The organism is Actinoplanes sp. NPDC026670, from assembly GCF_040638175.1.
Taxonomy (GTDB): domain Bacteria; phylum Actinomycetota; class Actinomycetes; order Mycobacteriales; family Micromonosporaceae; genus Actinoplanes.
In genome coordinates this window covers 1-23,805 of the sequence record NZ_JBEZXU010000105.1, presented here as the reverse complement: position 1 = coordinate 23,805, position 23,805 = coordinate 1, and the positions used below count along the sequence as shown (strand labels likewise).

Below are 23,805 nucleotides of genomic sequence, written 5' to 3'. Positions count from 1 at the left end.
GCCCCGCGCCCCGCGCCCCGCGCCCCGCGCCCCGCGCCCCGCGCCCCGCGCCCCGCGCCTGGGATCTTGCACGACTTTGCACCCTCGAACGGATCTTGCAGCCTTCTCCACGCCCCCGGGCGAAAAACATTGCAAGGTCTTCGCCGCGAAGTGGATCTTGCATCTCACTCCATGCCCCGACGGGAGAAAGCGTGCAAGATCGCGGAAAGGGTGAAAATTCGTGCAAGATCCCGGAGCGGCCGACCGGCCTGCTCACCTCGCGCAGCCCGCCGCGCTCCATCCGCCGAGCGCAACCCGCCGCGCTCCGCACGCAACCCGCCGCGAGCAACCCGCCGCCCTCCGCACGCAACCCGCCACGCCCCCGCACACGCCGCCACGCCCCCGCACACGCCGCCGGGCTCTCCGCGCGGGAAGGCGGCGTACTGCGCGGATCCGGGGTTTGAAACCCGATCCAGTTGTTAGGCTCACCGCTTGTGACCAGCGCTGATAACACTCCGGAGTTCAACCGCTTCGGACCGTGGATCGACGAGGTCCGGACCGTCGACGAGTTGCCGCGCCTCTACCGCGAGGCGGGCATCGACCCTGCGGCGTACCGCCGGGTTCTCAAGGTCCCCCGGGACATCGAGGGACGAAACACCCATCCAACCATGCATTTGTACGACTACCTGCTAGCCGTGAACGAGGAGACCTTCACCGTCCTCGCCCGCCGCGACGAGGCCTACTACACGGTGCACGTCCCCCTCGACCGGATCTCGGCGATCGTCGACAGCGTGCGCCTGCTCAACGGCCGCCTGACCGTGCACACCGTCGACGGCCCGGTCGTGACGGTGGTGTACAACGCCTCGGCGAGCGCCCCGATCCGTGAACTGATGTTCCTGCTGCGCCGCTGGTATCTGCCGGAGAGCCTGCCGGTCGCCGCCGAACCGCCCCGCGGACCGGCGCCGACTCTCGACATCGCGGACACCGGCCTGCTCACCGACTACGAGCGGCTGATCGCCGAGGAGCCGGGCATGCGCCTGGTCAACATCGCCGGCCGTCAGGTGGTGAACCCGCTGAACCGGCCCGACCGGCTGCGCGGCAACCACTGGCCGACCACGCTGCACGCCTCGATCACGGTGGCCGACCATCGGGAGGTCCAGATCATCCACCGGCGGGACTGGTTCACCGGCAACGGCGACAAGCTGTCCCTGGCCCGGAGCGTGCTGCCCAAGGCCAGGATCACCGACATCCGGGTCACCCCACATCAGCGGTACGCGAACGTGCACGTCCTGACCATTCAGGCTGGCGCGACCCGGCTGGAGTTCCCGCTGGCCGCCGGGCCACTGGTCGAGGCCAGCCTGGCCGGCGACACGGTCAGCATCTAACGGCCGTACGCCTCCAGCAGCCGCAACCACACTTCGCTGACCGTGGGGTAGGCGGGGACGGCGTGCCACAGCCGGTCGAGCGGCACCTCGCCGACGATGGCGATGGTCGCGGCGTGCAGCAGTTCCGCCACGTCCGGCCCGGCGACGGTGAATCCGACGATCACCTGACGGTCCTCGTCGACGACCATCCGGGCCCGCCCGTGGTAGCCGTCGGCGTGCAGCGCGGAACCGGCGACCGCGGCCAGGTCGTGGTCGACGACCCGGATTCGCAGCCCGGCGGCTTCGGCGGCGGCCGCGGTCAGCCCGACCGAGGCGATCTCCGGGTCGGTGAACACCACCTGCGGGACGGCCCGTTCGTCCGCGGTCGCCACGTGCCGGCCCCACCGGCCGTCCTCGACGGCCGTCCCGAGGGCCCGGGCCACGATCACGTCCCCGACCGCACGGGCCTGGTACTTGCCCTGGTGGGTGAGGAGCGCACGCCTGTTGACGTCGCCCGCCGCATACAGCCAGCCGCCTCCGCCGACGACCCGCATCGTGTCGTCGACGGCGAGCCACGATCCCGGTTCCAGTCCGGCGGTCTCCAGCCCGATGTCCGCGGTGTTCGGGGTCCGGCCGATCGCGACCAGGAGCTCGTCGGCCTCGACCCGGCCGCCGTCGGTGAGCGCGAGGTGGACCGTACCGTCGCTGTCTCGTTGGACCGATTTCGCCTCGGCCGCGTCGCGGACGGTGACTCCGGACTCTCGCAGCGACGCTGTGACCAGCTCACCCGCGAACGGCTCGGCCTGGGACAGCACCCCGTCCCGGGCCAGCACCGTGACCTGGGCGCCGAGGCTCGCGTAGGCGGTCGCCATCTCGGTGGCCACCACTCCCCCGCCGATCACCGCGAGACGGGCCGGGACGGCGCCGGCGGCGGCCGCGTCCCGGCTGGTCCAGGGGGACGCCTCGCGCAGGCCGGGGATGTCCGGGAGCAGGGCGCTGGTGCCGGTCGCGACGACGACCGCGTGCCGGGCGGTGAGGATCGTGGTCCCGTCGTCGCCGGTCACCTCGACGGTCAGCCGGCCGCTGATCCGCCCGTGGCCGCGGTGCAGTGTGATGCCGGCCGAGTCGAGCCAGGCGACCTGCCCGTCGTCCTTCCAGTTCGAGGCGAACCCGTCCCGGCGCGCGAGCACGGCCGCCACGTCGAGGTCGCCGGTCACCGCTTCCCGAGCTCCGGGCAGCGCCCGTGCCGCCCGTAACGCGGCTGAGCTGCGCAGCAACGCCTTGGTCGGCATGCACGCCCAGTAGGAGCACTCGCCGCCGACGAGCTCACGTTCCACGATGGCAGCTGTCAGGCCACCTTTGACGACTCGGTCGGCGACGTTCTCCCCGACCGGTCCGGCACCGAGCACGATCACGTCGTACGTCAGGTCGGTCATTGTTCTTCGCCTCTCGCCGTACGCCTGCCTGGTCATTGTCATTCACCCTCCGCCGCGCGGCCCGGCACCGTTCCGCCGGACGTCTCGCCGGTCACTCAGTCGCCCATCGCCGCGCGGCCCGGCACGTTCCGCCGGACGTCTCGCCGGTCACTCAGTCGCCCATCGCCGCGCGGCCCGGCACGTTCCGCCGGACGTCTCGGCGGTCATTCAGTCGCCCTTTGCGGCGCGGCCGAGGCGGATGGCCGCGATGAGGAAGAAGATCGCGCCCGGGATGGCGTAGCCGACCGCGTTGGCGAGCGCCGGCTCGGCCGCCGAGGCGGACGCGACGAAGGAGCCGCCGGCCAGCACGGACAGGCCGCCACTGAAGATCATCGGCCACTGGCCGCCCATCTTGCGGCGGCTCACCCCGACGAGCAGCTGGATCACACCGGCGACGATCGCCCAGGCGCCCCAGACGCGCAGCATCGCCGGCGCGCCGGACGTGCCGGCGACGGCCAGGCCGATCGCGGTGAGCGAGCTGACCGCGATGTTCAGGTAGAGCAGGGTCGGCGAGCCGGTGCGGCGCGAGGCGCGGGCGTCGACGATCGCGGCGGCCACGTCGAACAGCGGGTAGAGCACGAAGAGCGCGACGGTGAGAGGGCTGGTCTCGTCGGCGACCGCGGTCGTCACGCCGGCCCAGATGACGGCGAACACGAACCTGACGAAGTACAGCCGCCGCAGGGCGGCCGCCGTCGTCGAGATGCCGGGGGCGGTAACGGTGGTCATGGCAGTCCCTCACAGGTAGAACGAACGTTCTGTCTCGACCAAAGATGACGGTCGCGGGAGCCGCTGTCAAGACCGAACGTTCTATCTCTCACGGCGGCTATGATCGGGTGATGACGACTTCCGAGGCCAGGCTCCGGCTGCTGTCCACCGCGAGCCGGATCTTCTACGCCGAGGGGATCCACTCGGTCGGCGTCGACCGGATCATCGCCGAGGCCAAGGTAACCCGGGCGACCTTCTACCGGCACTTCCCCGGCAAGGAAGACCTGGTCCTGGCCTACCTACAGGCCGCCGACCAGGCCATCCGCGCCCAGATCGACACGGCGATCGTGGCCGGCGCCCCGGCCGGCGACACCGTCCGCGCGGTTGCGGTGGCGATCGCCGACGGCATCCGCTCCCCCGGCTTCCGCGGCTGCGCCTTCCTCAACGCGGTCGCCGAATACCCCGACCCGGCCCACCCGGTCCATCAGGCGGTCCTCGCCCACCGCCAGTGGTTCCTGGAGACGATCAACACGCTGCTGACCGGCATGCCGGCCGCCCAGCACTTCGTGATGCTGCGGGACGGCGCGATGGCCGCCGGCTGCCTCTTCGACCCGGACCAGATCTGCGAGACCTTCCTCCGCGGAGTCGACGGCCTGGTCGAGATGCACACCCCGACCCCTGGCCGCAGCTGAACCCACAGAAAAACTTTGAGGTTCTGTGCAACCGTACCGTCGAGGTGTTGGTCCTTCCTGGGACGAGCGGCGACGACGGGGAGGGTGAGTGGAGGCTGAGGACGCGGTACGGCAGGCGTACAAGGCCTATTACCGGCGGCTGGTGACGCAGGTCTTCGGTCTCGTCGGCGACCTGGCCGAGGCCGAGGACGCCGTGCACGAGGCGTTCGCCCGGGTGCTGGCGTCTCCGCGGTCCTTCCTGCGCGCCGACGACGCCGAGCGGTGGCTGCGGGTCGCCGCCCTCAACGTGGCCCGCACCCGCTACCGGCGGCGCTGGCTGTTCGACAGGCTGGTCCGGTCCGGGCGGGTCGACGTCACCCCGGAGTCGGTGCCCGGCGTGTCAGGTGACCGGGTGGCGCTGGTCACGGCGCTGCGGCAACTCGCCCGGCCGACGCGCGAGGCGGTGGTGCTGCACCATCTGGCCGACCTCTCGGTGGCTGAGGTCGCGGCCACGCTCGGCGTTCCGGTGGGCACGGTCAAGGCGAGACTCGCCCGGGGCCGGGCCGCGATGGCTGCCTTCCTCTCCGATGACCAGCCGGTCTCCATGCCTGAGGGGGTACGCCATGCGTGAACCACAGTTCGACAGGCTGCGGTCGGAGGTCGCCGACGCGGTACGGCAGCCCGAGTTCAGCACCGTCCAGGCGCGGGCCGGCAAGGTCAGGCGACGCCGGGCCGCCACCACCAGCGCGGTGTTCCTGGTGACCGTGCTGGCGGCGGCCAGTTTCGGGTACACCGTGCAGAACTCGCCACCCGACTACGGCTCGCTCGACCCGGTCCCGGAGGTCACCTGCACGCAGGATTGCAGCTGGCCCTGGATGACGGCGTCGGCGAGCACCGGCTCGGAACTCTACGGCCTGGTCACCCGCTGCGAGACCTGCGACTCCGAGCTCTACGTGTCGCCGGACGACGGCGACTCCTGGGAGGCTCGCAACATGCCGCCGGTGCCGGGCGACGTCGTCACTCCACGCGAGGTGACGCTGGTCGCGCCGGGTCCCGGCCTTCTCGTCTGGAGTGAGCGCACGTTCATTCGGGGCGCGGTCCAGACGCAGAGCACGGGCGGCCCGACGGCCGGCCCGACCACACCACCGGTCTCGAGCCTCCAGACGTGGATCAGCAGTGACGGCGGCCGGAACTGGGGCCGGGCCGCATCCGCCACCGAACCGGCCGACGCGATCCCGGCCGGCGCCCGTCCGGTCGACTGCGACCTGGTGGAACTCCCGGACTGCAAGGTCGGCGTCCTCGACCCGGACACCGGCCGGTTCGCTCCGCTGGCCAACCAACCGGGCATCACCGTGGAGGCCGGCTGGACGGATCAGGTGGCCGCGCCGCTCGACGGGCGGGTCTGGGTGCCGGGGCGGGATCCGGCCACGAACAAGCCGGCGGTGGCGGTCAGCTCCGACGCCGGCCGGACCTGGCACACCCATGTCTTCACCGGCGGACTGGCGTTCCCAGCCGACAGCAGCGGGCTGGCCACGGTGTACATGCCGAAGGTCGCGGCCGGCTCCGGCACCACGGCGTATGCCCTGACCAACCGGGGCGACGACACCTACGACACGTACTACACCACCGACGGCGGGGCGACCTGGCAGGCCGGTGGTGAACCTCTCGAAGAGGTTCGAACCCTTCCCGGGTACGTCACCGCCGACGGCGCACACATCGTCCCGACCTTCGGCGGCGCTTCGATCAGCCGCGGCACCGGCCGGTACGGGCCGGTCACCCTGTCCGGCATGCCGGAGGCCGCGATCCGGACGGTACGCGTCAGCACCGGGCAGGCCGACCAGCCGTACCTGATGCCGTCGTCGGGCTCTGAGGCGTACCTCTCGAAAGATGGTCTGACCTGGCAGCAGGTCCGCCTCCCCTAACCCCCCACCGTCACACCGCGTAGCGGACCGGCCGTAGGCCGCGTCCGGCCGGCGGCGTGCGCCCGAAAGGCAGGACCGGATCGTGAGTGTCTCAACCGTGCACCGGACGGCCCCCGCCGGCGAACCGCCCCGCGACGACCGGCGGGTGGCCGGGCTGGACGGCCTCCGCGGGCTGGCCGCCCTCTACGTGGTGGTGCATCACTGCTGGCTGCTGGCGTTCCCCGGGTATCCGGCCAACACCGGGCCGGCCTGGCTCGGCTGGCTGATCCACGGGCGGCTCGCGGTCGTGGTGTTCATCGTGCTGTCCGGGTTCTCGCTGGCCATCGCCCCGGCCCGGAACGCGTGGCAGCTCGGCGGCACCAGGCGCTACGCGTGGCGGCGGGCCCGGCGGATCCTGCCCGCCTACTGGGCGGCCCTCATCGGCAGTGCCCTGATCGCGACGCTCGTCCCGTACCTGCCGCACAGCGAGCCACCGACTTTCAGTTCGTTCGCCGTCTACGCCCTGATGCTGCAGGACGCCGTCGCGGCGCCCGCGCCGAACGGCGCGTTCTGGTCGATCGCCGCCGAGGCCGGCCTGTATCTGATCTTCCCGCTGATGCTGATGGTACGGCGACGAGCCGGCGCGATCGTGACGATGACCGTGGTGACCGCGCCCGTGGTGCTGGCCGGACTGGTCTTCCCGGAGCTGTCCACCGGCTCGCGGGCGGTCGGTTACACCCTGGAACTGGCGCCGCTGTTCGCCGCCGGGATGCTGGCGGCCGGGGTGGTCGCGGCCGGTGACCGGATCCGGCGCCTGCCCTGGCTGGGCCTGTCGGTGCTGGCCGGAGCACCGGTGCTGGCCCTGATCGCGGCCCGGGGGCCGGTGTGGACGGTCACCAGCTACTACTGGGTGGATCTCGCCGCCGGCCCGGCGATCGCACTGTTCCTGGCGGCGGTCGCCACCCGGCGTGCGGCCCGCCTGGTCCGGTTCCTGAGCAGCCGGCCGTTGCAGGCGCTGGGTGACTTCTCGTACAGCCTCTACCTGATCCACATGCCGCTGGTAGCCCTGGTCAGCACGCTGCTGGTCAGGCCGCACACGGGTCCGGGCCTGGCCGGCTTCGCTCTCACGGCCGCTCTCGTGGTGCCGTTGTGCCTGGTGACGGCCCGATGGTTCGCCGCCGTCTTCGAGAAGCCGTTCCGCTCCCACCACCCCTGATCTGCACCCATCTCGGCCGCTTCCACTGCCAGGTGGGGAGGGACGGCTATCGGCGCTCGACGTCGCGGGCCAAGCCGCGCAGTGTGGCGGCGAAACCGGCCCGGCCGATCAGTGTCACCAACGGCCCGGCGTATCGGGTGAGGCGGCGTGGCGAGACGGTCACGTCCTCGATCCACTCGACCCGGCAGCGACGGCCCGGCAGCGGTGTCACAGTGAACTCTGCGGTGCCGTGCACGACCCGGCCGTGTTTGGTGATCCCACAATGGCCGGGCCGGTCACCGGGATCGTCGCCGCCGGGTGGCGTCCAGGCCACCACGGTCATCGGGTCGTCGAAGGCGAGCGGCCCGACCCCGGTCCGGGCGACGAACCGGGCGCCGGCCCCGTCCGGCCGCTCGCTCTCCACCCGAAGCACGGTCAGCGGCACCCAGTCACCGTGCCGTGGCCAGTCCACCAGCGTCGTCCACGTATCGGTGGCGGAGGCGCGGATGTCCCGGCTGACGGTGAATCGGCTCATGGAACAGACGCTAGACACCTGCGCGGCCGGCGTCTGTCTCGGCTCACCGCCAAGGCCGTCAGCCGTCGCTCAGCACCGGAATGCGGACGGTTTCACCGCGTTCAGCGACGGCTGAGGCCGCGAGCCGTCGCTCAGCACGGGAATGCGGGCGGTTTGACCGTGTTCAGCGACGGCTGAGACCGCCGGCCGCCGCTGAACCCCGAAATGCAGGCGCCCTGCCTGACTGGGAGCCGCGGCCCGCCTCGCCTCCTGGTGTGTCGAGCGCGGCCGGTAGGCCTCGGTCGTAGCGGTGACCAGCGCACACGTTGGCGTTGTGTGTGCTCGGGTAGTCGTCCCGGCGTGGATGAACGCTCACGATCGGCCTTGCGTGTGCTCCCGTCCCTGCTCGGGCGATGACCAGCGCACGCGATCGGCCAACGTGTGCGCTGGTCAACGTTGCCGGCCCGCGCCACCGGCAGCGGCAGGCACCGCGGATGTCAACGGTCAGGACGAAGCGGAACGGGCCGCAGACCCCAACCGGCCGTCGCCCAGCACGGTAATACCGCCCGCATTCCAGTGCTGAGCGACGGCCCGCGGCCTCAGCCGTCGCAGAACACGGTCAAACCGCCCGCATTCCAGCGCTGAGCGACGGCCCGCGGCCCCAGCCGTCGCAGAACACAGTCAAAACGCCCACATTCCAGCGCTGAGCGACGGCCCGCGGCCTCAGCCGTCGCAGAACACGGTCAAACCGCCCGCATTCCAGCGCTGAGCGACGGCTCGCGGTCTCGGCCTTTGACCGGGCCGACAGGCGCTGGCCGCGGCAGCTCGAAAGTCGGCGGGGGCTCAGGCGACGAGGAACGTTCCGGACATGAAGACGACCAGGAAGACCGCGTGCAGTCCGATCCCGATCGTCATCACGACCCGGTCGACCAGCTGGTGGGCGCCCATCCGCGCCAGGACCAGGAAGATCGCCACCGCCTCCATCGAATAGCGGGCAGCCGACTGCATCGACCGGCCGCCGACCTCGGTGGACAGCAGCAGGAACAGGGTGATCGCCCCCTGCGCCACCAGATAGACCTGGTCCCGGCGGAACTTGAACCGCCCGGTCACGCAGAGGATCAGCAGGACCACCGCGATCAGTGCGGTCCCGGCGTCGAGGATCGCGCCGAGCGTGGCCGGATGCTGGAGCCGATGCCCGAGACCCTGATCGATCGCGGTCAGCCACGCGCCGCCCGGAATCGTGTACTGCCGCCCCCACTGGTCCTGGGCGTTGCTGAAGGCGAGCGGGCTACCGAGATCCACCAGGCAGTAGACGCTGTAGGCGATCACACCGAGCGGCACCATCGCGATCCCGAGCACGTCGGCCCGGACGGCGCGTGGCCGCCAGCCGATCTGCCGCAGGTATTCCACGGCCAGCGGCAGCATGAGCAGCACCCCGAACAGGCGGGTGGCCGACGACAGCGCGCCGAGCGCACCGGCGAGCCACCAGTGCCCGCGCCGCCCGGCGTAGAGCACACCCAGCGCGAGCAGCAGGAACAGCGACTCGTTGTAGCCGATGAACAGGTAGAACCCCATCGGGAAGGCGGCCAGGTACCAGGTGGCGCGCTGGGCGACGCGTGGCCCGAACTCGTGGTCGGCCAGCCGGTGCAGCAGGACCAGGGCGCCCCAGGCGGCGAGGTTCGCGACTATCAGCGCGCTGATCAGCGGGCCGCCCGGCAGGATCACGTCGAAGCCGCGGATCAGCAGCGGGTAGAGCGGGAAGAACGCCGGGAACCCGGGGCCGATGTGGTAGCCCTCTTCGGCAATTCGCACGTAGTGCCCGGCGTCCCAGCTGTTCCAGGCGAGGGCGATCGACCACAGGTCGGGGGTCTGCTCGGTCAGCCGGGGCAGCCAGGCCACCACGCTGACGGCCAGATGCAGGACGGTCATGACCGCCCAGACCGAGAAGCCGGTGAGGTACGCCGTCCGCCACGGCCGGAGCACCGGCGCCGGTGTGATCACCGGCCGGGGTGGCGCGACGGTCAGAGTTTCCACGCCGCGCCTCCGTTGCCGGCCGTCTCCATCAGCGGCCGCCCGGGTGTCGCCGAGTCGAAGGTCACCACGTACGCCGGACGGCCCTGCAGGGTGGTGAAGACCCGGGCCACGTATTCACCGAGCAGCCCCAGGCACAGCAGTTGCAGCGCGCCGACGAACATCACCGCCACGACCGTCGACGTCCAGCCGGGGACGACGGTCCCCCACAGGTACGCGGCCAGCGCGCCCCCGCCGATCAGCAGGCACAGGCCGATCCCCACGGAGCCGAGCCAGGTGGCGACCCGCAGCGGGGCGGCCGAGAAGCCGACGACGCTGTCCAGGGCGAGCCGGATCATCTTGCCGAGCGGGTATTTGGAGCGGCCGGCGGCCCGCCGTTCGCGGGTGTAGGTGACCTCGCCGCTGGGCAGGCCGAGCCACGGCACGAGCAGCCGGTACACCGGCTGGTGCTCGGGCAGCCCGGTGAGCGCGTCGACGGCGCTGCGGGAGAGCAACCGGAAGTCGCCGGCGTTGTGCGGGACGTTCTGCCCGACGACCCGGCGGATCATCCGGTAGTACATCCCGGCGGTCCACCGTTTGAACGGGCTGTCGGTGCTGCGGTCGGCGCGTACGCCGTGGACCACGTCGAGGCCGGCGCTCTCGGCCAGCTGCAGCATCTCGCCGATGGTCTCCGGCGGGTCCTGGAGGTCGACGTCGATGCTCACCACGTACTGCCCGCGGGCCCGGTGCAGGCCGGCGGTGAGCGCGTTCTGGTGTCCGGCGTTGCGGCGCAGCCGGACGACGCGCAGTTGCGGCCACTGCCGGCGCATCCCTTCCAGCACGACCGGGGTCGCGTCGCGGCTGCCGTCGTCGACGGTCAGCACCTCGTAGGTCACGCCGAGCCCGTCGAGCACCGGCCGTAGCCGCTGTGCGAAGAGCGGCAGCACGTCCTCCTCGTTGAACACCGGAACCACCACCGACAGCCGTGGTACGGAGACGTCCATGTGTGCCCCTCACTCTCATGATCGTCGCGGCGGGGAGAAGGTTGACCTGCGAATCGATCGAAGTATGGCCATGCCGGAGTGGGGTGGCACGTTCCTGGGAGACCCGCGGAGATCTGCCTCTCAATCGGCGCTGAGCTGCCATCCGATGCGCTTCGGCAACCGTCTGGGGACTCCCCTTCCGGCAACACGGTGGACACACTCTTGCAGTGGGAGCGCTCCCATGAAACGATGCGGCAATGCTGAGGAAGCTCGCCACCGTCCTCACGGCCGCCGCGCTCGGCACCGGTGTGCTGTGGGCCGCCGTCCCCTCCGACGCCGCCGCCGCGCCCCACCGCTACGGCGAGGCGCTCCAGAAATCACTGCTCTTCTACGAGGCCCAGGTGTCCGGGAAGAAGCCGGCCTGGAACCGGGTGTCCTGGCGTGGCGACTCGGCGATGACCGACGGCGCCGGCACCGGCCTGGACCTGACCGGCGGGTGGTACGACGCCGGCGACCACGTCAAGTTCGGGCTGCCGATGGCGTTCACCACGACCATGCTGGCCTGGGGTGCGGTCGAGAACCGGGAGGCGTACGCGAGCTCCGGGCAGTTGACCCATCTCCTGAACAACCTGCGGGTGCCGAACGACTACTTCATCAAGGCGCACCCGTCGGCGGACGTGCTGTACGGGCAGGTCGGCAAGGGCGACGACGACCACAAGTGGTGGGGGCCGGCCGAGGTGCTCCCGATGGCGCGTCCCGCGTACAAGATCGATGCGTCCTGTGGCGGCAGCGAGCTGGCCGCTGAGACGGCGGCCGCGATGGCAGCCTCCTCGATGGTCTTCCGCCCCACCGACCCGCAGTATGCGGACAGCCTGCTCACCCACGCCAAGCAGCTGTACTCGTTCGCCGACCGGGTCCGCAAGAGCTACCACGAGTGCATCACCGACGCGACGGCGTTCTACAAGTCGTGGAGCGGCTACGCCGACGAGCTGGTGTGGGGTGGCATCTGGCTGTACCGGGCCACCGGCGACGCGACCTACCTGACCAAGGCCGAGGCCGGCTACGACGCGCAGGGCAACGAGAACCAGACCACCACCAAGATGTACAAGTGGACGATCTCCTGGGACAACAAGCAGTACGGCAACTACGTGCTGCTCGCCCAGCTGACCGGTAAGCAGAAGTACCTCGACGACGCGAACCGCTGGCTCGACTGGTTCACCGTCGGTGTCAACGGCGAGAAGGTCCGCACCTCACCCGGCGGCATGGTGGTCGTCGACTCGTGGGGCGCGCTGCGATACGCCGCCAACACCGCGTTCGTCGCGCTCGTGCACAGCGACCACCTCACCGACGCCACGCGTAAGCAGCGTTATCACGACTTCGCGGTCCAGCAGATCGGCTATGCCCTCGGCGACAACCCGCGCAACTCCAGCTATGTGATCGGGTTCGGCGACAATTCACCGAAGAACCCCCATCACCGTACGGCCCACGGCTCCTGGTGGGACAGCCAGCAGGTGCCCGTCGAAACCCGGCACGTGCTCTACGGCGCCCTGGTCGGCGGGCCGTCGTCACCCGACGACAAGTACACCGACAGCCGTGGCGACTACGTGATGAACGAGGTCGCCACCGACTACAACGCCGGATTCACGTCCGCGCTGGCCCGGCTGTACGGCGAGTTCGGCGGGGCGCCACTGACCGGCTTCCCGGTCGCCGAGACACCGGACATCCCGGAACTGTCGGTCGAGTCGACCATCATGCAGAACGAGACCCGGTCGACAGGCGTCAAGGTGATCGTCTACAACAAGTCGGCGTTCCCGGCCCGCGCGCTCACGCTCGGGAAGTTCCGCTACTACTTCACCCGCGACGACAACTCGACGCTTCAGGTCAGCTCGCCGTACACCCAAGGGTGTCCCGGACCGACGACGGCGAAGCAGCATTCCGGCGACGTCTGGTATGTCGAAGTGGACTGCACCGGATACCCCATCGCCCCGGCCGGGCAGTCCGCGCACCGGATGGAGGTGCAGCTCAAGATCGGTGTCGCCGAGGGCGGCGTGTGGAACCCGGCCAACGATCCCTCCTACCAGACGGCCTCCGGCCTCAATCCCACCATCACGCTGTACGACGGAACGACTCTCGTGTGGGGCACGGCGCCCGGTGGGTCGTCCCCTTCGCCGTCACCCTCCGCTTCGGTCTCCGTCCCGCCGTCGCCGTCCCCGTCGGTGTCGGTCTCCCCGTCGGTGTCGGTCTCCCCGTCGCAGTCGCCGGCCTCCGGATGCCGGGTCGCCTACACGACCAACGACTGGGGATCGGGGTTCACCGCCACCGTGACCATCACCAACGGGCCGGCCGCCGTCAACGGGTGGACCCTGACCTTCCCCTACGCCGCCGGCCAGAAGGTCTCGCAAGCCTGGTCGGCGACGGTCACCCAGTCGGGAACCCAGGTGACCGCCACCAACGCGTCCTGGAACGGGAGCCTGCCGGCCGGTGGCACGGTCAGCTTCGGCTTCAACGCCACGCACACCGGCAGCAACCCGGCGCCCGCCTCGTTCACCCTCAACGGGACGGTCTGCGGGAGGTAGTCAGCTCGACTTGCTGGGCGACGGGGCGGGGCGCTGACCGTCGGGCCGCGGGCCGTGGCCACCCTTGCCGTGGCCCCGGCCCGGACCGGCCTTACCCTCGGTCACGGTCGTCAGGTCGGCGCTGACCTGGAAATGCACCGGCTTGCCGTCCTTGGTGCCGAACACGTGATACCCGCCGTCCCGGCCCTTGCCCACCCGTGACACGGTGACGGCGGCGTCCTCGGCGGTCACCGCGGCCGTCACCTTCGCTGCCTCGTCGCCCGTCACCTCCGTACCGCCGCCGAATCCGCCCGGACCGCGGCCCGGACGCGCCGCACGCTCGGTGACGGTCGCCAGGTCCGCGCTCACCTCGAAGCCGATGCGCTTACCGTCCTTCGTGCCGACCACGTGGTACGAACCGTCGTCGTCCTTCAACACCCGGGACACCGTGACGGCGGCGTCCTTCGCAGTCACCGCGGCCGTCACCTTCGCCGCCTCGTCGCCTGTCACCTCGGTGTGCTTACCGCCGCGGTGACCGTGGCCGCCATCCCGGCCCGGCCCGTCCGCCGAGGCGCCCGGTGCGGGGGTCGCCGGCGCGGCCACCGCCATCGCGGCGCCGCCCAGGGCCAGACCTCCGGCGGCGACAGCACCCGCGGCGAGCACACCGATCTTCTTCACGGACACGGGAGACTCCTCAGGCTGGACGGACTCGTCTCTCCGAAGGGTCGCCAACGCACCTGTCAGGAACCTGTGGCCGCCATGGGTGAAGGCTGACGATCGGCGGGCAATTACGATTGCCGATGCCGTCGAGACCGGAGGAAGTCCCGTTGCCGAAGTCACGCACATCGATCGTCCTGGCCACGCTGCTGCTCGCCGGCCTCGCCGGATGCACCGAAGCGGCCCCCGCGCCGGCGGCCTCGCCGGCGGCTTCGACCGCCGTGGTGTCGCCGTCGGCCAGCGCCGTGGTGTCGCCGCCGACCCCCTCGGCCGTGTCGGTGTTCCCGGTGACGGCCAGCCGCCAGGGCGGTTTCGCCGGCGTCGACGATCATGCCGAGATCGCGGCGGACGGGTCGGTGACCCTGACCGGCGGGGGCAAGCCGGCCCAGAAGACGTCCCTGCCAGCTGCTTCCGTCGCGGAGCTCAGCCGGTTGGTCGCCTCGCCGGAGTTCACCGCCGCGTCCGGCAAATCCGGTCTGCCGGCCTGCAACGACGGGTTCGAGTACACGATCGCGACCCCGGCGGCGACGGTGACCGTGCACGACTGCGGCCAGCCACACGGCGAGCCGGTCGACAGCATCCTCGCCATCGTCACGCCCCTGTTCAACACCTGACGCTTGTGGGACTCGACTTCGAATGCCTCACCGTCCGGCTGGACAACGAGCCGATGCGCCGGATCCGCGCCGACCCGGAGCTGTGGGCGGTGGCCGAGGACCAGCCGCCGTTCTGCGGGCCGTGGCCCGGCGAGGAACCACCGGAGATCACCCGGCAACTGCTCGCCGTCCTGCCCCGCGACACCCGGCGCAACCATGACTTCTTCGGAAGCCGGAACCACTCGCAGGCCGAATATCTGCTCGATCCGGTCGCCTACCGCACCGAGCGAACCTGGCAGGATGCCACGCGGACCCGGATCCACTGCGCGATCTTCGGGGCCGAGGTCTTCGCCCCGCACGCCAGGAGCGGCCAGGGCATCACCTGGCGCTGTTCCACTGCGGCTCAGCTGACCGACGCCGTGCGGTTGATCGACGAGCTGGACGTCACCGCGGCGCGCCGGGAGTTCTCCGTGGTGGAGATGTCCGACCTCGGCGTCTACAAGGTCCACCGCGAGGAGGACGACGAGGAGAGCTTCCAGCGCAACCTCCGCGACCTGCGCTCCTGGGCCGGCCACTGCCGGGCCGTCGCCGCCGAGGGCCTGGACCTGATGATCACCCTCTACTGACCGCCAGTCGGAGGACGGTTTCGTGGGGATGGGTGTTCATCTATATTTGGGAGCGCTCCCATTCCCCGCTTTCCAGGAGGCATCCCCCATGCGTCTCCGTTCTCTGCTCGCCGTTGCGGCGGTTGCCGTCGCCTCCGGTGGGATCGTTGCCGGGCTGCACGTTCCCGCGGCTCAGGCGGCTACGGTCTGTTCTGTCGACTTCACGGTCAATCAGTGGGCTACCGGGTTCACTGCGGACGTCAAGCTCACCAACACCGGGCCGGCGGTCACGGCGTGGACTCTGAGCTGGACGTTCGGTGGCAACCAGGCCATCTCCAACGGGTGGAACGCGCAGATCAGCCAGGCCGGTAACAAGGTGACCGCGTCCAATCTGAGCTGGAACGGGTCGCTGAACACCGGTGCGGCCGCGTCGTTCGGGTTCCAGGCGACCTATTCCGGGACCAATGCGAAGCCGACCGACTTCGCGCTCAACGGCGTCTCATGCGCGGGCGACGCGCCGCCGTCAAGCCCGGCCCCGTCGAGCCCGGCCCCGTCGAGCCCCGCGCCCTCCAGCCCCGCGCCGAGTCCGTCGGCGTCCAGCGGGCCGGCGCCCGCCTGCGGGACCGGGATCCGCTGTGACGGGTTCGAGGGGCAGGCCGCCGGCGTCCCGGCCGGGGACTGGGCGGTCACCTATCCGGACTGTCAGGGCACCGGCGCCGCCACCGTGGACAAGGCCGTGGCGCACAGCGGCAGCACGTCTCTGCGGGTGAACGGGGCGGTCGGCTACTGCAACCACGTGTTCGTGCGTAACACCGCGATCCTCGGCGACGCCACATACGTGCGTTACTGGGTACGGCACACGACCGCCCTGCCCACCTCGCACATCACCATGGTGGCTCTCAAGGACGCCAACGACGGTGACCGTGACCTGCGGTTCGGCGGGCAGAACGGCGCGCTTCAGTGGAACCGGGCCTCGGACGACGCCACTCTGCCTGAGCAGAGCCCGGCCGGTGTCGCCCTGTCCCGTCCGCTGCCGGTGGACTCCTGGAACTGTGTCGAGTTCAAGGTGAACGGCGCGGACGGGACGATGGAGACCTGGCTGAACGGCGTGTCGGTGCCGGGTCTGCTCCAGGACGGGGTGGCCACTCACGACATCGACGGTCAGTGGCTGAACCGCACGTACCGGCCGAGGCTGACCGACCTGAAGCTGGGCTGGGAGAGCTACGGCGAGGGTTCGGACACGCTCTGGTACGACGACGTGGCGGCCGGCAGCTCCCGGATCGGCTGCTGAAGCACGACCCGCAGGCGCTGGGTGGAGGGTGCGAGCCGGTAGGCCGGCAGCACCCCCTGCCCGCACGAGGCCGTGCCGACTCCGGAGGCCGCCGCGTCCACCGAGATCCAGGTCGACGCGGCGGCCGGCAGCTCGTGATCGTGTGCGGTGGCCGCGACCGTCGCCCGCGACCATGGGCGGACGGTCAGCGGCACGTCGACGCCCCGCACCCGCAGCCCGGTTCCGCCGATGTCGACGAACGCGTCGTCGACCCGGCGGGCGCCGTGCTCCTGGGGCCGGACGGTCCGGACCGCGTAGGTGTCGCGGTCGGCGGTGAACGTGCCGTAGCGGGCGCCCTGCCCGGTGTCCGGATACTGCGGGCCGGGACCCCAGCCGGTCCAGGTGACCTGCGATGTCGGCCGGTCGAGGCGCAGGTCGACGCCGGCCCGGGCCCATTCGCACGGCCACTCGCCGTAGGGCTCGATGGTCAGGTCGAGGGCGAGCGCGTCGCCGTCGCTGGTCCAGCGCCAGGTCACGCCGACGCCGGCGTCGATCACCGGCGGCCCGCTGCGGGTGCGCACGACCAGCGCCGGGCCGTCGGCGCTGATGTCGATCAGGCGGGTGCGCAGGTCGTCGAGGCGGGCTGCGGCCCAGCGTTCGGCCATCGGCGGCAGATCGTGCTCCGCCCAGCCACGGCCGCGATCGTTCTCGGTCGGCGCCCGCCACAGGCTGACCGCGACGTCGTGCAGGTTCAGGTCGCCGAGCCGCACCGGCATCCCGGTCTCCGGATCGAAGACGGCCGGTCCGAGCCGCAGGTCGGCCGACGGCGCCGCGGTGGCCGCCGGAGAGACCGGCGAGCGCGGCGGGACGTGCTGCGCCCAGGCCACTTCATGCCCGAGTTCCCGATCGCGCAGCGACAAGGTCAAGAGCGACGACACCTCCAGCGGTACGGTCAACGTCGCGCCCGCCGGGACGTCAGGCAGGGGGAAGTCCGCCTCCAGGTGCGACAGGTCCAGGCTGTGGTGGCGATTGACGATCGTCAGCGTCGACTGTGCCGCGTCGATGGTGAGCTCGACCGGCGCGAACACCCGGGCCACGTCGGCGAGCCCGGGGCCGGGCGTCCGGTCGGCGTGCACCAGGCCGTCGATGACGAAACTGCCGTCGTGCACGCGTTCGCCGAAGTCACCGCCGTACAGCTGGATGGTCCGCCCGTCGGCGGTGGTCCCGCCGTGCAGCGCGTGCTCCACCCACTCCCAGATGAATCCGCCGGCCAGCCGGGGATATCTGTGGAACAGCTCCTGGTACTCGCTGAGCCCGCCGGGCCCGTTGCCCATGGCGTGCGCGTACTCGCAGAGCAGGAACGGCAGCTTCCGCCGGTGCTCGTCCTCGGGCTCGGTGAACGCGCCGATCCGTTCGACCTCGTCGGTCATCGCGTACATCCGCGAGTACACGTCGACGTGCAGCGAACGCCTGTCGCCCTCGTAGTGCACCAGGCGGTCGGGGTCGCGCTGCTTGGCCCATCGGGCGATCTCGTCGAGGTTGGCGCCGGTTCCGGCCTCGTTGCCGAGCGACCAGAAGAGCACGCTGGGGTGGTTCTTGTCGCGTTCCACGGTGCGGCGCATCCGGTCGGTGTAGGCGTCACGCCACTGCGGGTCGTCGCTGGGGTTGCCGCGCCACGCGTTCATCTCGAAGCCGTGGGTCTCCAGGTCGTTCTCGACCATCACGTACAGGCCGAGCTCGTCGGTGAGATCCAGGAAGTCGGCCTGTGGCGGGTAGTGCGACGTGCGTACCGCGTTGATGTTGTGCTGCTTCATCAGCAGCAGCTCGGCGCGGGCGGTGTCGAGGTCGACGGTCCGGCCGTGCAGCGGGTCGTGCTCGTGCCGGTTGACGCCGCGCAGCAGCAGGGGACGGCCGTTGAGCATCAGGGTCGCGTCGTCCACGTGCACGGTCCGGAAACCGGCGCGCAGGGTGACTGCCTCCGCTGTGGTGTGGACGCGTACGCCGTACAAGAAAGGGGTCTCTGCGGTCCAGGGGGAAACGGACCGGAAGTGGTGGGACTCGCCGGTGGCCAGGTTCTCGCGGCCGAGAGCCGGGACGCTCACGGTGACCGTCGCATCGCTGTCGGCCTCGACCCGCAGCGTGCCGGAACCGTCGCGGTGGTCGTAGGAGGCGTGCACGAAGACGTCGCGGATGCCGCCCTCGGGGCGGGCGAGGAGGGTCACGCTGCGGAAGATGCCGGGCATCCACCACATGTCCTGGTCCTCGAGGTAGCTGTGCGCCGACCACTGCGCCAGCCGCACGTCGAGCACGTTGCCGCCCGCGCGGAGTGCCGTGGTGGTGTCGAATTCGGTCGTCAGGCGGCTGCCGCGCAGGGTGCCGAGCTCCACGCCGTTGAGCCACACGGTCGCGGCGCCGTCGACGCCCTCGAACCGCAGCACCGACGGGTGGGCCAGCACCGCCGGGTCGGCCTCGAACTCCAGCCGGTGATCGTGGACCGGGTTGTCGTCGGGTGGGAACGGCGGGTCGACCGGGAACGGGAACTGCACGTTGGCGTAGATCGGCGAGCCGTGGCCCTGGAGGGGCAGATGGCCCGGCACGCGGATCTCGGACCAGCCGCCGTCGGGGTGCCGGCGCACCTGCCAGACGCCGTCGAGCGACTGCCGGGGCGCGTCGGAACGCAGGTGGGCGCGGGCGGGCAGGCCGCCACGGCCCGGCTGGGGGGAGGCCAGTTCGGTGCGAAACGATGTCACGGGTACATAGTCTTTCTTGATCAACGCCAGACGTGAAGGAGTTCCCGCGTGACCCGTGCCGATCTCACACTGCACCCGTCGTTCGCGATCGGGCCGGTCGACAGGCGGCTGTTCGGTGGTTTCGTCGAGCATCTGGGCCGGCACGTCTACGACGGCATCCACGAGCCGGGCCACCCCACGGCCGGGCCGGACGGGTTCCGCCGTGACGTGATCGAGCTGGTCAAGGAGCTGGGCGTCACCACGATCCGCTATCCGGGCGGTAACTTCGTCTCCAACTACCGGTGGGAGGACGGGGTCGGCCCGGCCGGCGAGCGGCCCCGGCGGCTCGACCTCGCGTGGCACTCCACCGAGACCAACCAGGTCGGGCTGCACGAGTTCCAGGACTGGCTGGACCTGGTCGGCAGTGAGCTGATGCTCGCCGTCAACCTGGGCACCCGCGGCGTCCAGGAGGCGATCGATCTCATCGAGTACACGAATGTGCCGTCCGGAACCACCTTGAGTGACCAGCGCCGGGCCAACGGCCGCGACGAGCCGTTCGGGGTGACGATGTGGTGCCTCGGCAACGAGATGGACGGCCCGTGGCAGGTCGGGCATCGCAGCGCCGACGACTACGGCAAGCTCGCCTCCCAGGTCGCGAAGGCGATGCGGCTGGTCGACACCGGCGTGAAGCTGGTGGTGTGCGGCTCGTCGAACCGGGACATGCCGACCTTCGGCGCCTGGGAACGCACCGTGCTGGAACACACCTTCGACGATGTCGACTACATCTCCTGCCACGCCTACTACCAGGAGCACGACGGCGACCTGGCCAGCTTCCTGGCCTCCGGCGTCGACATGGAGGCGTTCATCAAGGCGGTCGCGGCCACAGTCGATCACGTGCAGGCGCTGAAACGATCCACCAAACGCATCGCCATCTCGTTCGACGAGTGGAACGTCTGGTACTTCACCCGCTGGAACGCCCAGGAGGGCACCTTCGCGATCGACGACTGGCCGGTCGCGCCCCGCCTGCTGGAGGACGTCTACACGGTCGCCGACGCGGTCACCGTCGGCGGGCTGCTGATCACCCTGCTCAACCACGCCGACCGGGTCACCTCGGCGTCGCTGGCCCAGCTGGTCAACGTGATCGCGCCGATCATGACCGAGCCCGGCGGTCCCGCCTGGCGTCAGACCACCTTCTTCCCGTTCTCTCTGACTTCACAATCAGCCGGGGGTACGGCGCTCGCCGTCAAGATCGACGCGGACACCGTCACCACCGGCCGGTACGGCGAAGTGCCGGCCGTGGCGGCGGCCGCCACCGTCGACGAACACGGCACGGTCCAGTTGTTCCTGCAGAACCGGGACACCACCGGACCGGCCACGGTGACCGTCGACCTGACCGGCTTCCCCGCCTGCTCGTCGGTGACCGCGACCGGAATCTGGGACGACGACCCGTACGCCGCGAACACCCTGGCCGACCCGCAGCGGGTGACCCCGCGCCCCAACGACACCGCCTCGATCAGCGGCAACGTCCTGACCATCACGCTGCCCGCGGTCTCCTGGACGAGGGTGACCGTGGCCGCCGCTGTCACTGACGGCTGGAGTTCGCCCACAGGTTGATGCCCGACTCGGTGGCGTACTTGTCGATCTCGGCCAGCTCGCCGTCGGTGAACGACACGTTGTCCAGGGCCGCGACGTTGGCCTCCAACTGGCGGACGCTGCTGGCGCCCAGCACCGTGGAGGTCATCCGCGGGTCCCGCAGCGTCCAGGCGATGGCCAGCTGCGCCAGGCTCTGACCACGGCGCCCGGCGATCGCGTCCAGCGCCCGGATCTTGTCCAGGTTCTCGTCACTCAGCAGGTCGGTGCTCAGCGACTTGTCGGCGCCGGCCCGGGAACCCTCGGGCACACCCTTCAGGTACCGGTCGGTGAGCATGCCCTGCGCCAGCGGCGAGAACGCGATGCAGCCGGCGCCCACCTGCTCCAGGGTGTCCAGCAGGCCGTCCTCGATCCAGCGGTTCAGCATCGAGTAGGACGGCTGGTGGATGAGCAACGGGGTGCCCAGGTCACGCAGGATCGCCGCGGCCTCGGCGGTCCGCTCCGGCGAATACGACGAGATGCCGACGTAGAGCGCCTTGCCCGCGCGGACCGCCGCGTCCAGGGCGCCCATCGTCTCCTCGAGCGGAGTCTCCGGGTCGAAACGGTGCGAGTAGAAGATGTCGACGTAGTCCACGCCCATCCGCTTCAGCGACTGGTCCAGCGAAGCGGTCAGGTACTTGCGGGAACCCCAGTCGCCGTACGGGCCGGGCCACATGTCGTAGCCGGCCTTCGTCGAGATGACCATCTCGTCGCGGTGCTGCCGGAAGTCGGTGGCCAGCACACGACCGAAGTTCAGCTCGGCCGACCCGTACGGCGGACCGTAGTTGTTGGCCAGGTCGAAGTGGGTGATGCCCAGGTCGAACGCCCGGCGCAGGATGTCGCGCTGGGTCTGGAGCGGCTTGTCGTCGCCGAAGTTGTGCCACAGGCCGAGCGAGATGGCGGGGAGCTTGAGGCCACTACGGCCGCTACGGCGGTATTCCATGTGCTCTACCTTTTCTACGGAAGTTCGGCGAGGTCGTCGGCGGTCAGTTCGAGCGTGTCGGCGGCCAGCGAGTCGATGATCGTCTCCGGGCGGCTCGCGCCGGGGATCGGGATCGACACCGGCGACTTGGCCAGGTGCCAGGCCAGGCACACCCGCTGCGGGCTCACCCCGTGCCGCTCGGCGACCTCGGCGAACGCGCCGCCGAGCGAACCCGCCGCCCGGATGCCGCCCAGCGGCGACCAGGGCAGGAAGGCGATGCCGAGCTCGGTGCAGAGCTCCAGCTCCGGCTCCGACGAACGGAACGCCGGCGAGAATTGGTTCTGCACCGACACCAGCCGCCCACCCAGGATCTCCTGAGCCTGCCGGATCTGCTGCGGGTTCGCGTTGGAGATGCCGGCCAGGCGGATCTTCCCGGCGTCCAGCAGGTCCCGGATCGCGCCGATCGACTCCTCGTACGGCACCCGCGGGTCCGGCCGGTGGTGCTGGTACAGGCCGATGGCGTCGACGCCGAGCCGCTTCAGCGACGCCTCGCAAGCCTCCTTCAGGTACTCCGGCGACCCGTTGACGGTCCAGCTGCCGTCACCCGGGCGCAGGTGCCCGCCCTTGGTCGCGACCAGCACACCCGAGGTGTCCCCGCCGAACGAGGCCAGCGCCCGGGCGATCAGCGACTCGTTGTGACCGACCTCGTCCGCGCCGATGTGGTACGCGTCCGCGGTGTCGATCAGGGTGACGCCGGCCTCCAGGGCGGCATGGATGGTACGGATCGAGCGGTCCTCGTCCGGCTGGCCCTCGATCGACATCGGCATGCCGCCGAGTCCGATCGCGCTGACCTGCACGTCACCGATGCGACGGCTCTGCATGGGTTCCTCCCGAAGATGTGTACGCCTTCCACACTGGTATGCCCGGGTACGCGGCGTCCAACAGAAGAAACCGCTCGGATTCAGCAGTTAAAGTGATCGGTCGTGGAACTGCGGCATCTCGAATACTTCGTGGCGGTCGCCGAGGAACGGCACTTCACCCGCGCCGCCCAGCGCATGCGGGTCGCCCAATCCGGCCTGTCCGCGTCGATCCGCGCCCTCGAGCGGGAACTCGACGCCGACCTGTTCACCAGGCACACCCGCCGGGTCGAACTCACCGACGCCGGGCGGGCCCTGCTCACCGAGGCTCACCGTACGCTGGCCAGCGCCGCGGCCGCACGCAACGCGGTCGCCGCCGTCCGGGGACTGCTGCGCGGCAGCATCGCCATCGGCGCCGAACAGTGCCTCGGCGTGATCGACATGGCCCCGCTGGTGGCGTCGTTCCGGCGGGCCCATCCCGGCGTCGAGGTCCAGTTGCGCTACGCCGGGTCGGGGCATCTCGTCGAACAGGTGCGGCTCGGGGTGCTCCAGGCCGGGTTCGTCGCGCTGCCCGGTCCGGCGCCTGACGGCGTAAAACTGCTGCCGATCGCCGCCGAGACGATGATGCTGCTGTGCCATCCGGCACACGCCCTCGCCGACAGCGAATCGGTCGACGTCGGCTCGCTGGCCGACTGCGAGTTCATCGACTTCAGCGCCGACTGGGGCGCCCGCCGCGTCAACGACCTGGCCTTCGCCCGCGCCGGCCTCGAACGCCGCGTCGCCGTCGAGGTCAACGACGTGCACACGCTGCTCGACTTCGTGCACCAGGATCTCGGGGTGGCGCTGGTGCCGGCCCCGGTGACCCGGAAACCGCAGGCCAAGGGGCTGCACGCGGCCCCGGTCACCGGGCCGGTCCCGGAGTGGCGGATCGCGGTCGCGTTGCCCGCCGCGACACCTGCCGGTCCAGCCACCGAGGCCCTGCTACGTCTGGCCCTCCCCACCGACAGATGACGCACCACCCGCCCGCCTACCCCGCCGCCCGCCTACCCACCGCTCAGCCGCCCGCCACTCGCCACTCGCCACCCGCCGCTCGCCACCCGCCGCTCGCCACCCGCCGCTCGCCACCCGCCG

Annotated in this window: 20 protein-coding genes; 11 read left to right on the top strand and 9 right to left on the bottom strand. The window is 70.8% G+C overall.

What is annotated here, in order from left to right:
* Window positions 1-473 precede the first annotated feature (473 nt).
* Window positions 474-1,364, top strand: coding sequence for a hypothetical protein (locus AB0E94_RS49785; RefSeq protein ID WP_360342918.1), 891 nt, complete (start codon window positions 474-476; stop codon window positions 1,362-1,364).
* Here AB0E94_RS49785 and AB0E94_RS49780 read toward each other — a convergent pair.
* Both AB0E94_RS49780 and AB0E94_RS49775 read right to left on the bottom strand, forming a co-directional pair.
* A complete protein-coding gene (locus AB0E94_RS49780) occupies window positions 1,361-2,779 on the bottom strand; it encodes an NAD(P)/FAD-dependent oxidoreductase (protein ID WP_360342915.1) in 1,419 nt (472 codons plus the stop codon). The two genes, AB0E94_RS49785 and AB0E94_RS49780, sit on opposite strands and share 4 nt — an antisense overlap.
* 207 nt (window positions 2,780-2,986) lie before the next feature.
* Window positions 2,987-3,544 carry a hypothetical protein gene (locus tag AB0E94_RS49775; RefSeq protein ID WP_360342912.1) on the bottom strand — a complete coding sequence of 186 codons (558 nt, stop codon included), beginning with the start codon at window positions 3,542-3,544 and terminating at the stop codon, window positions 2,987-2,989.
* A gap of 110 nt (window positions 3,545-3,654) precedes the next feature.
* On the opposite strand from AB0E94_RS49775, the gene AB0E94_RS49770 reads away from it, so the two are divergent.
* The 4 genes from AB0E94_RS49770 (at window position 3,655) to AB0E94_RS49755 (ending at window position 7,311) form a co-directional block, all read left to right on the top strand.
* Complete coding sequence (locus AB0E94_RS49770; protein WP_360342909.1) at window positions 3,655-4,215, top strand: TetR/AcrR family transcriptional regulator; 561 nt, start codon at window positions 3,655-3,657, stop codon at window positions 4,213-4,215.
* An 88-nt stretch (window positions 4,216-4,303) separates the two neighbouring features.
* On the top strand, window positions 4,304-4,825 hold the full coding sequence (locus tag AB0E94_RS49765; protein WP_360342906.1) for a sigma-70 family RNA polymerase sigma factor: 522 nt from the start codon (window positions 4,304-4,306) through the stop codon (window positions 4,823-4,825).
* A complete protein-coding gene (locus AB0E94_RS49760) occupies window positions 4,818-6,116 on the top strand; it encodes a sialidase family protein (RefSeq protein ID WP_360342904.1) in 1,299 nt (432 codons plus the stop codon). The genes AB0E94_RS49765 and AB0E94_RS49760 overlap by 8 nt, the downstream gene beginning before the upstream one ends.
* 82 nt (window positions 6,117-6,198) lie before the next feature.
* Window positions 6,199-7,311, top strand: coding sequence for an acyltransferase (locus AB0E94_RS49755; protein WP_360342902.1), 1,113 nt, complete (start codon window positions 6,199-6,201; stop codon window positions 7,309-7,311).
* A gap of 46 nt (window positions 7,312-7,357) precedes the next feature.
* Here the strand turns inward: AB0E94_RS49755 and AB0E94_RS49750 are convergent, their stop codons facing one another.
* The 3 genes from AB0E94_RS49750 to AB0E94_RS49740 all read right to left on the bottom strand — a co-directional run bounded on the left by AB0E94_RS49750 (window position 7,358) and on the right by AB0E94_RS49740 (window position 10,818).
* Window positions 7,358-7,825 (bottom strand): SRPBCC family protein, encoded by a 468-nt coding sequence (locus AB0E94_RS49750; protein WP_360342899.1) that lies wholly within the window; start codon window positions 7,823-7,825, stop codon window positions 7,358-7,360.
* An 822-nt stretch (window positions 7,826-8,647) separates the two neighbouring features.
* Entirely contained in the window at window positions 8,648-9,838 is a 1,191-nt protein-coding gene (locus tag AB0E94_RS49745; RefSeq protein ID WP_360342896.1) for a mannosyltransferase family protein, read from the bottom strand.
* Window positions 9,826-10,818, bottom strand: coding sequence for a glycosyltransferase family 2 protein (locus tag AB0E94_RS49740; protein ID WP_360342893.1), 993 nt, complete (start codon window positions 10,816-10,818; stop codon window positions 9,826-9,828). Before AB0E94_RS49740 ends, AB0E94_RS49745 begins: the two co-directional genes overlap by 13 nt.
* 236 nt (window positions 10,819-11,054) lie before the next feature.
* Between AB0E94_RS49740 and AB0E94_RS49735 the strand changes: the two genes are divergently transcribed.
* Complete coding sequence (locus AB0E94_RS49735) at window positions 11,055-13,373, top strand: glycoside hydrolase family 9 protein (protein WP_360342890.1); 2,319 nt, start codon at window positions 11,055-11,057, stop codon at window positions 13,371-13,373.
* Here the strand turns inward: AB0E94_RS49735 and AB0E94_RS49730 are convergent, their stop codons facing one another.
* Window positions 13,374-14,036 (bottom strand): hypothetical protein, encoded by a 663-nt coding sequence (locus AB0E94_RS49730; protein WP_360342887.1) that lies wholly within the window; start codon window positions 14,034-14,036, stop codon window positions 13,374-13,376.
* Between the two features lie 143 nt (window positions 14,037-14,179).
* Between AB0E94_RS49730 and AB0E94_RS49725 the strand changes: the two genes are divergently transcribed.
* From AB0E94_RS49725 to AB0E94_RS49715, 3 genes are all read left to right on the top strand, one after another.
* On the top strand, window positions 14,180-14,683 hold the full coding sequence (locus AB0E94_RS49725; RefSeq protein ID WP_360342884.1) for a hypothetical protein: 504 nt from the start codon (window positions 14,180-14,182) through the stop codon (window positions 14,681-14,683).
* A gap of 5 nt (window positions 14,684-14,688) precedes the next feature.
* Window positions 14,689-15,288: a hypothetical protein gene (locus tag AB0E94_RS49720; protein ID WP_360342882.1), complete on the top strand. Its 600-nt coding sequence runs from the start codon at window positions 14,689-14,691 to the stop codon at window positions 15,286-15,288.
* 88 nt (window positions 15,289-15,376) lie between these two features.
* Window positions 15,377-16,558, top strand: a complete 1,182-nt coding sequence (locus AB0E94_RS49715; protein ID WP_360342879.1) for a cellulose-binding domain-containing protein — start codon at window positions 15,377-15,379, stop codon at window positions 16,556-16,558.
* Here AB0E94_RS49715 and AB0E94_RS49710 read toward each other — a convergent pair.
* Entirely contained in the window at window positions 16,489-19,287 is a 2,799-nt protein-coding gene (locus AB0E94_RS49710; protein ID WP_360342876.1) for a glycoside hydrolase family 2 TIM barrel-domain containing protein, read from the bottom strand. The genes AB0E94_RS49715 and AB0E94_RS49710 overlap by 70 nt on opposite strands.
* A 48-nt stretch (window positions 19,288-19,335) precedes the next feature.
* Here AB0E94_RS49710 and AB0E94_RS49705 point away from each other — a divergent pair, with 48 nt between their 5' ends.
* Window positions 19,336-20,880, top strand: coding sequence for an alpha-N-arabinofuranosidase (locus AB0E94_RS49705; RefSeq protein WP_360342873.1), 1,545 nt, complete (start codon window positions 19,336-19,338; stop codon window positions 20,878-20,880).
* Here the strand turns inward: AB0E94_RS49705 and mgrA are convergent.
* Window positions 20,849-21,838 (bottom strand): L-glyceraldehyde 3-phosphate reductase, encoded by a 990-nt coding sequence (mgrA, locus tag AB0E94_RS49700; protein ID WP_360342870.1) that lies wholly within the window; start codon window positions 21,836-21,838, stop codon window positions 20,849-20,851. The two genes, AB0E94_RS49705 and mgrA, sit on opposite strands and share 32 nt — an antisense overlap.
* Before the next feature lie 14 nt (window positions 21,839-21,852).
* Window positions 21,853-22,698, bottom strand: a complete 846-nt coding sequence (locus tag AB0E94_RS49695; protein WP_360342867.1) for an aldo/keto reductase — start codon at window positions 22,696-22,698, stop codon at window positions 21,853-21,855.
* 102 nt (window positions 22,699-22,800) lie between these two features.
* Here AB0E94_RS49695 and AB0E94_RS49690 point away from each other — a divergent pair, with 102 nt between their 5' ends.
* A complete protein-coding gene (locus AB0E94_RS49690) occupies window positions 22,801-23,685 on the top strand; it encodes a LysR family transcriptional regulator (RefSeq protein WP_360342864.1) in 885 nt (294 codons plus the stop codon).
* Window positions 23,686-23,805 lie beyond the last annotated feature (120 nt).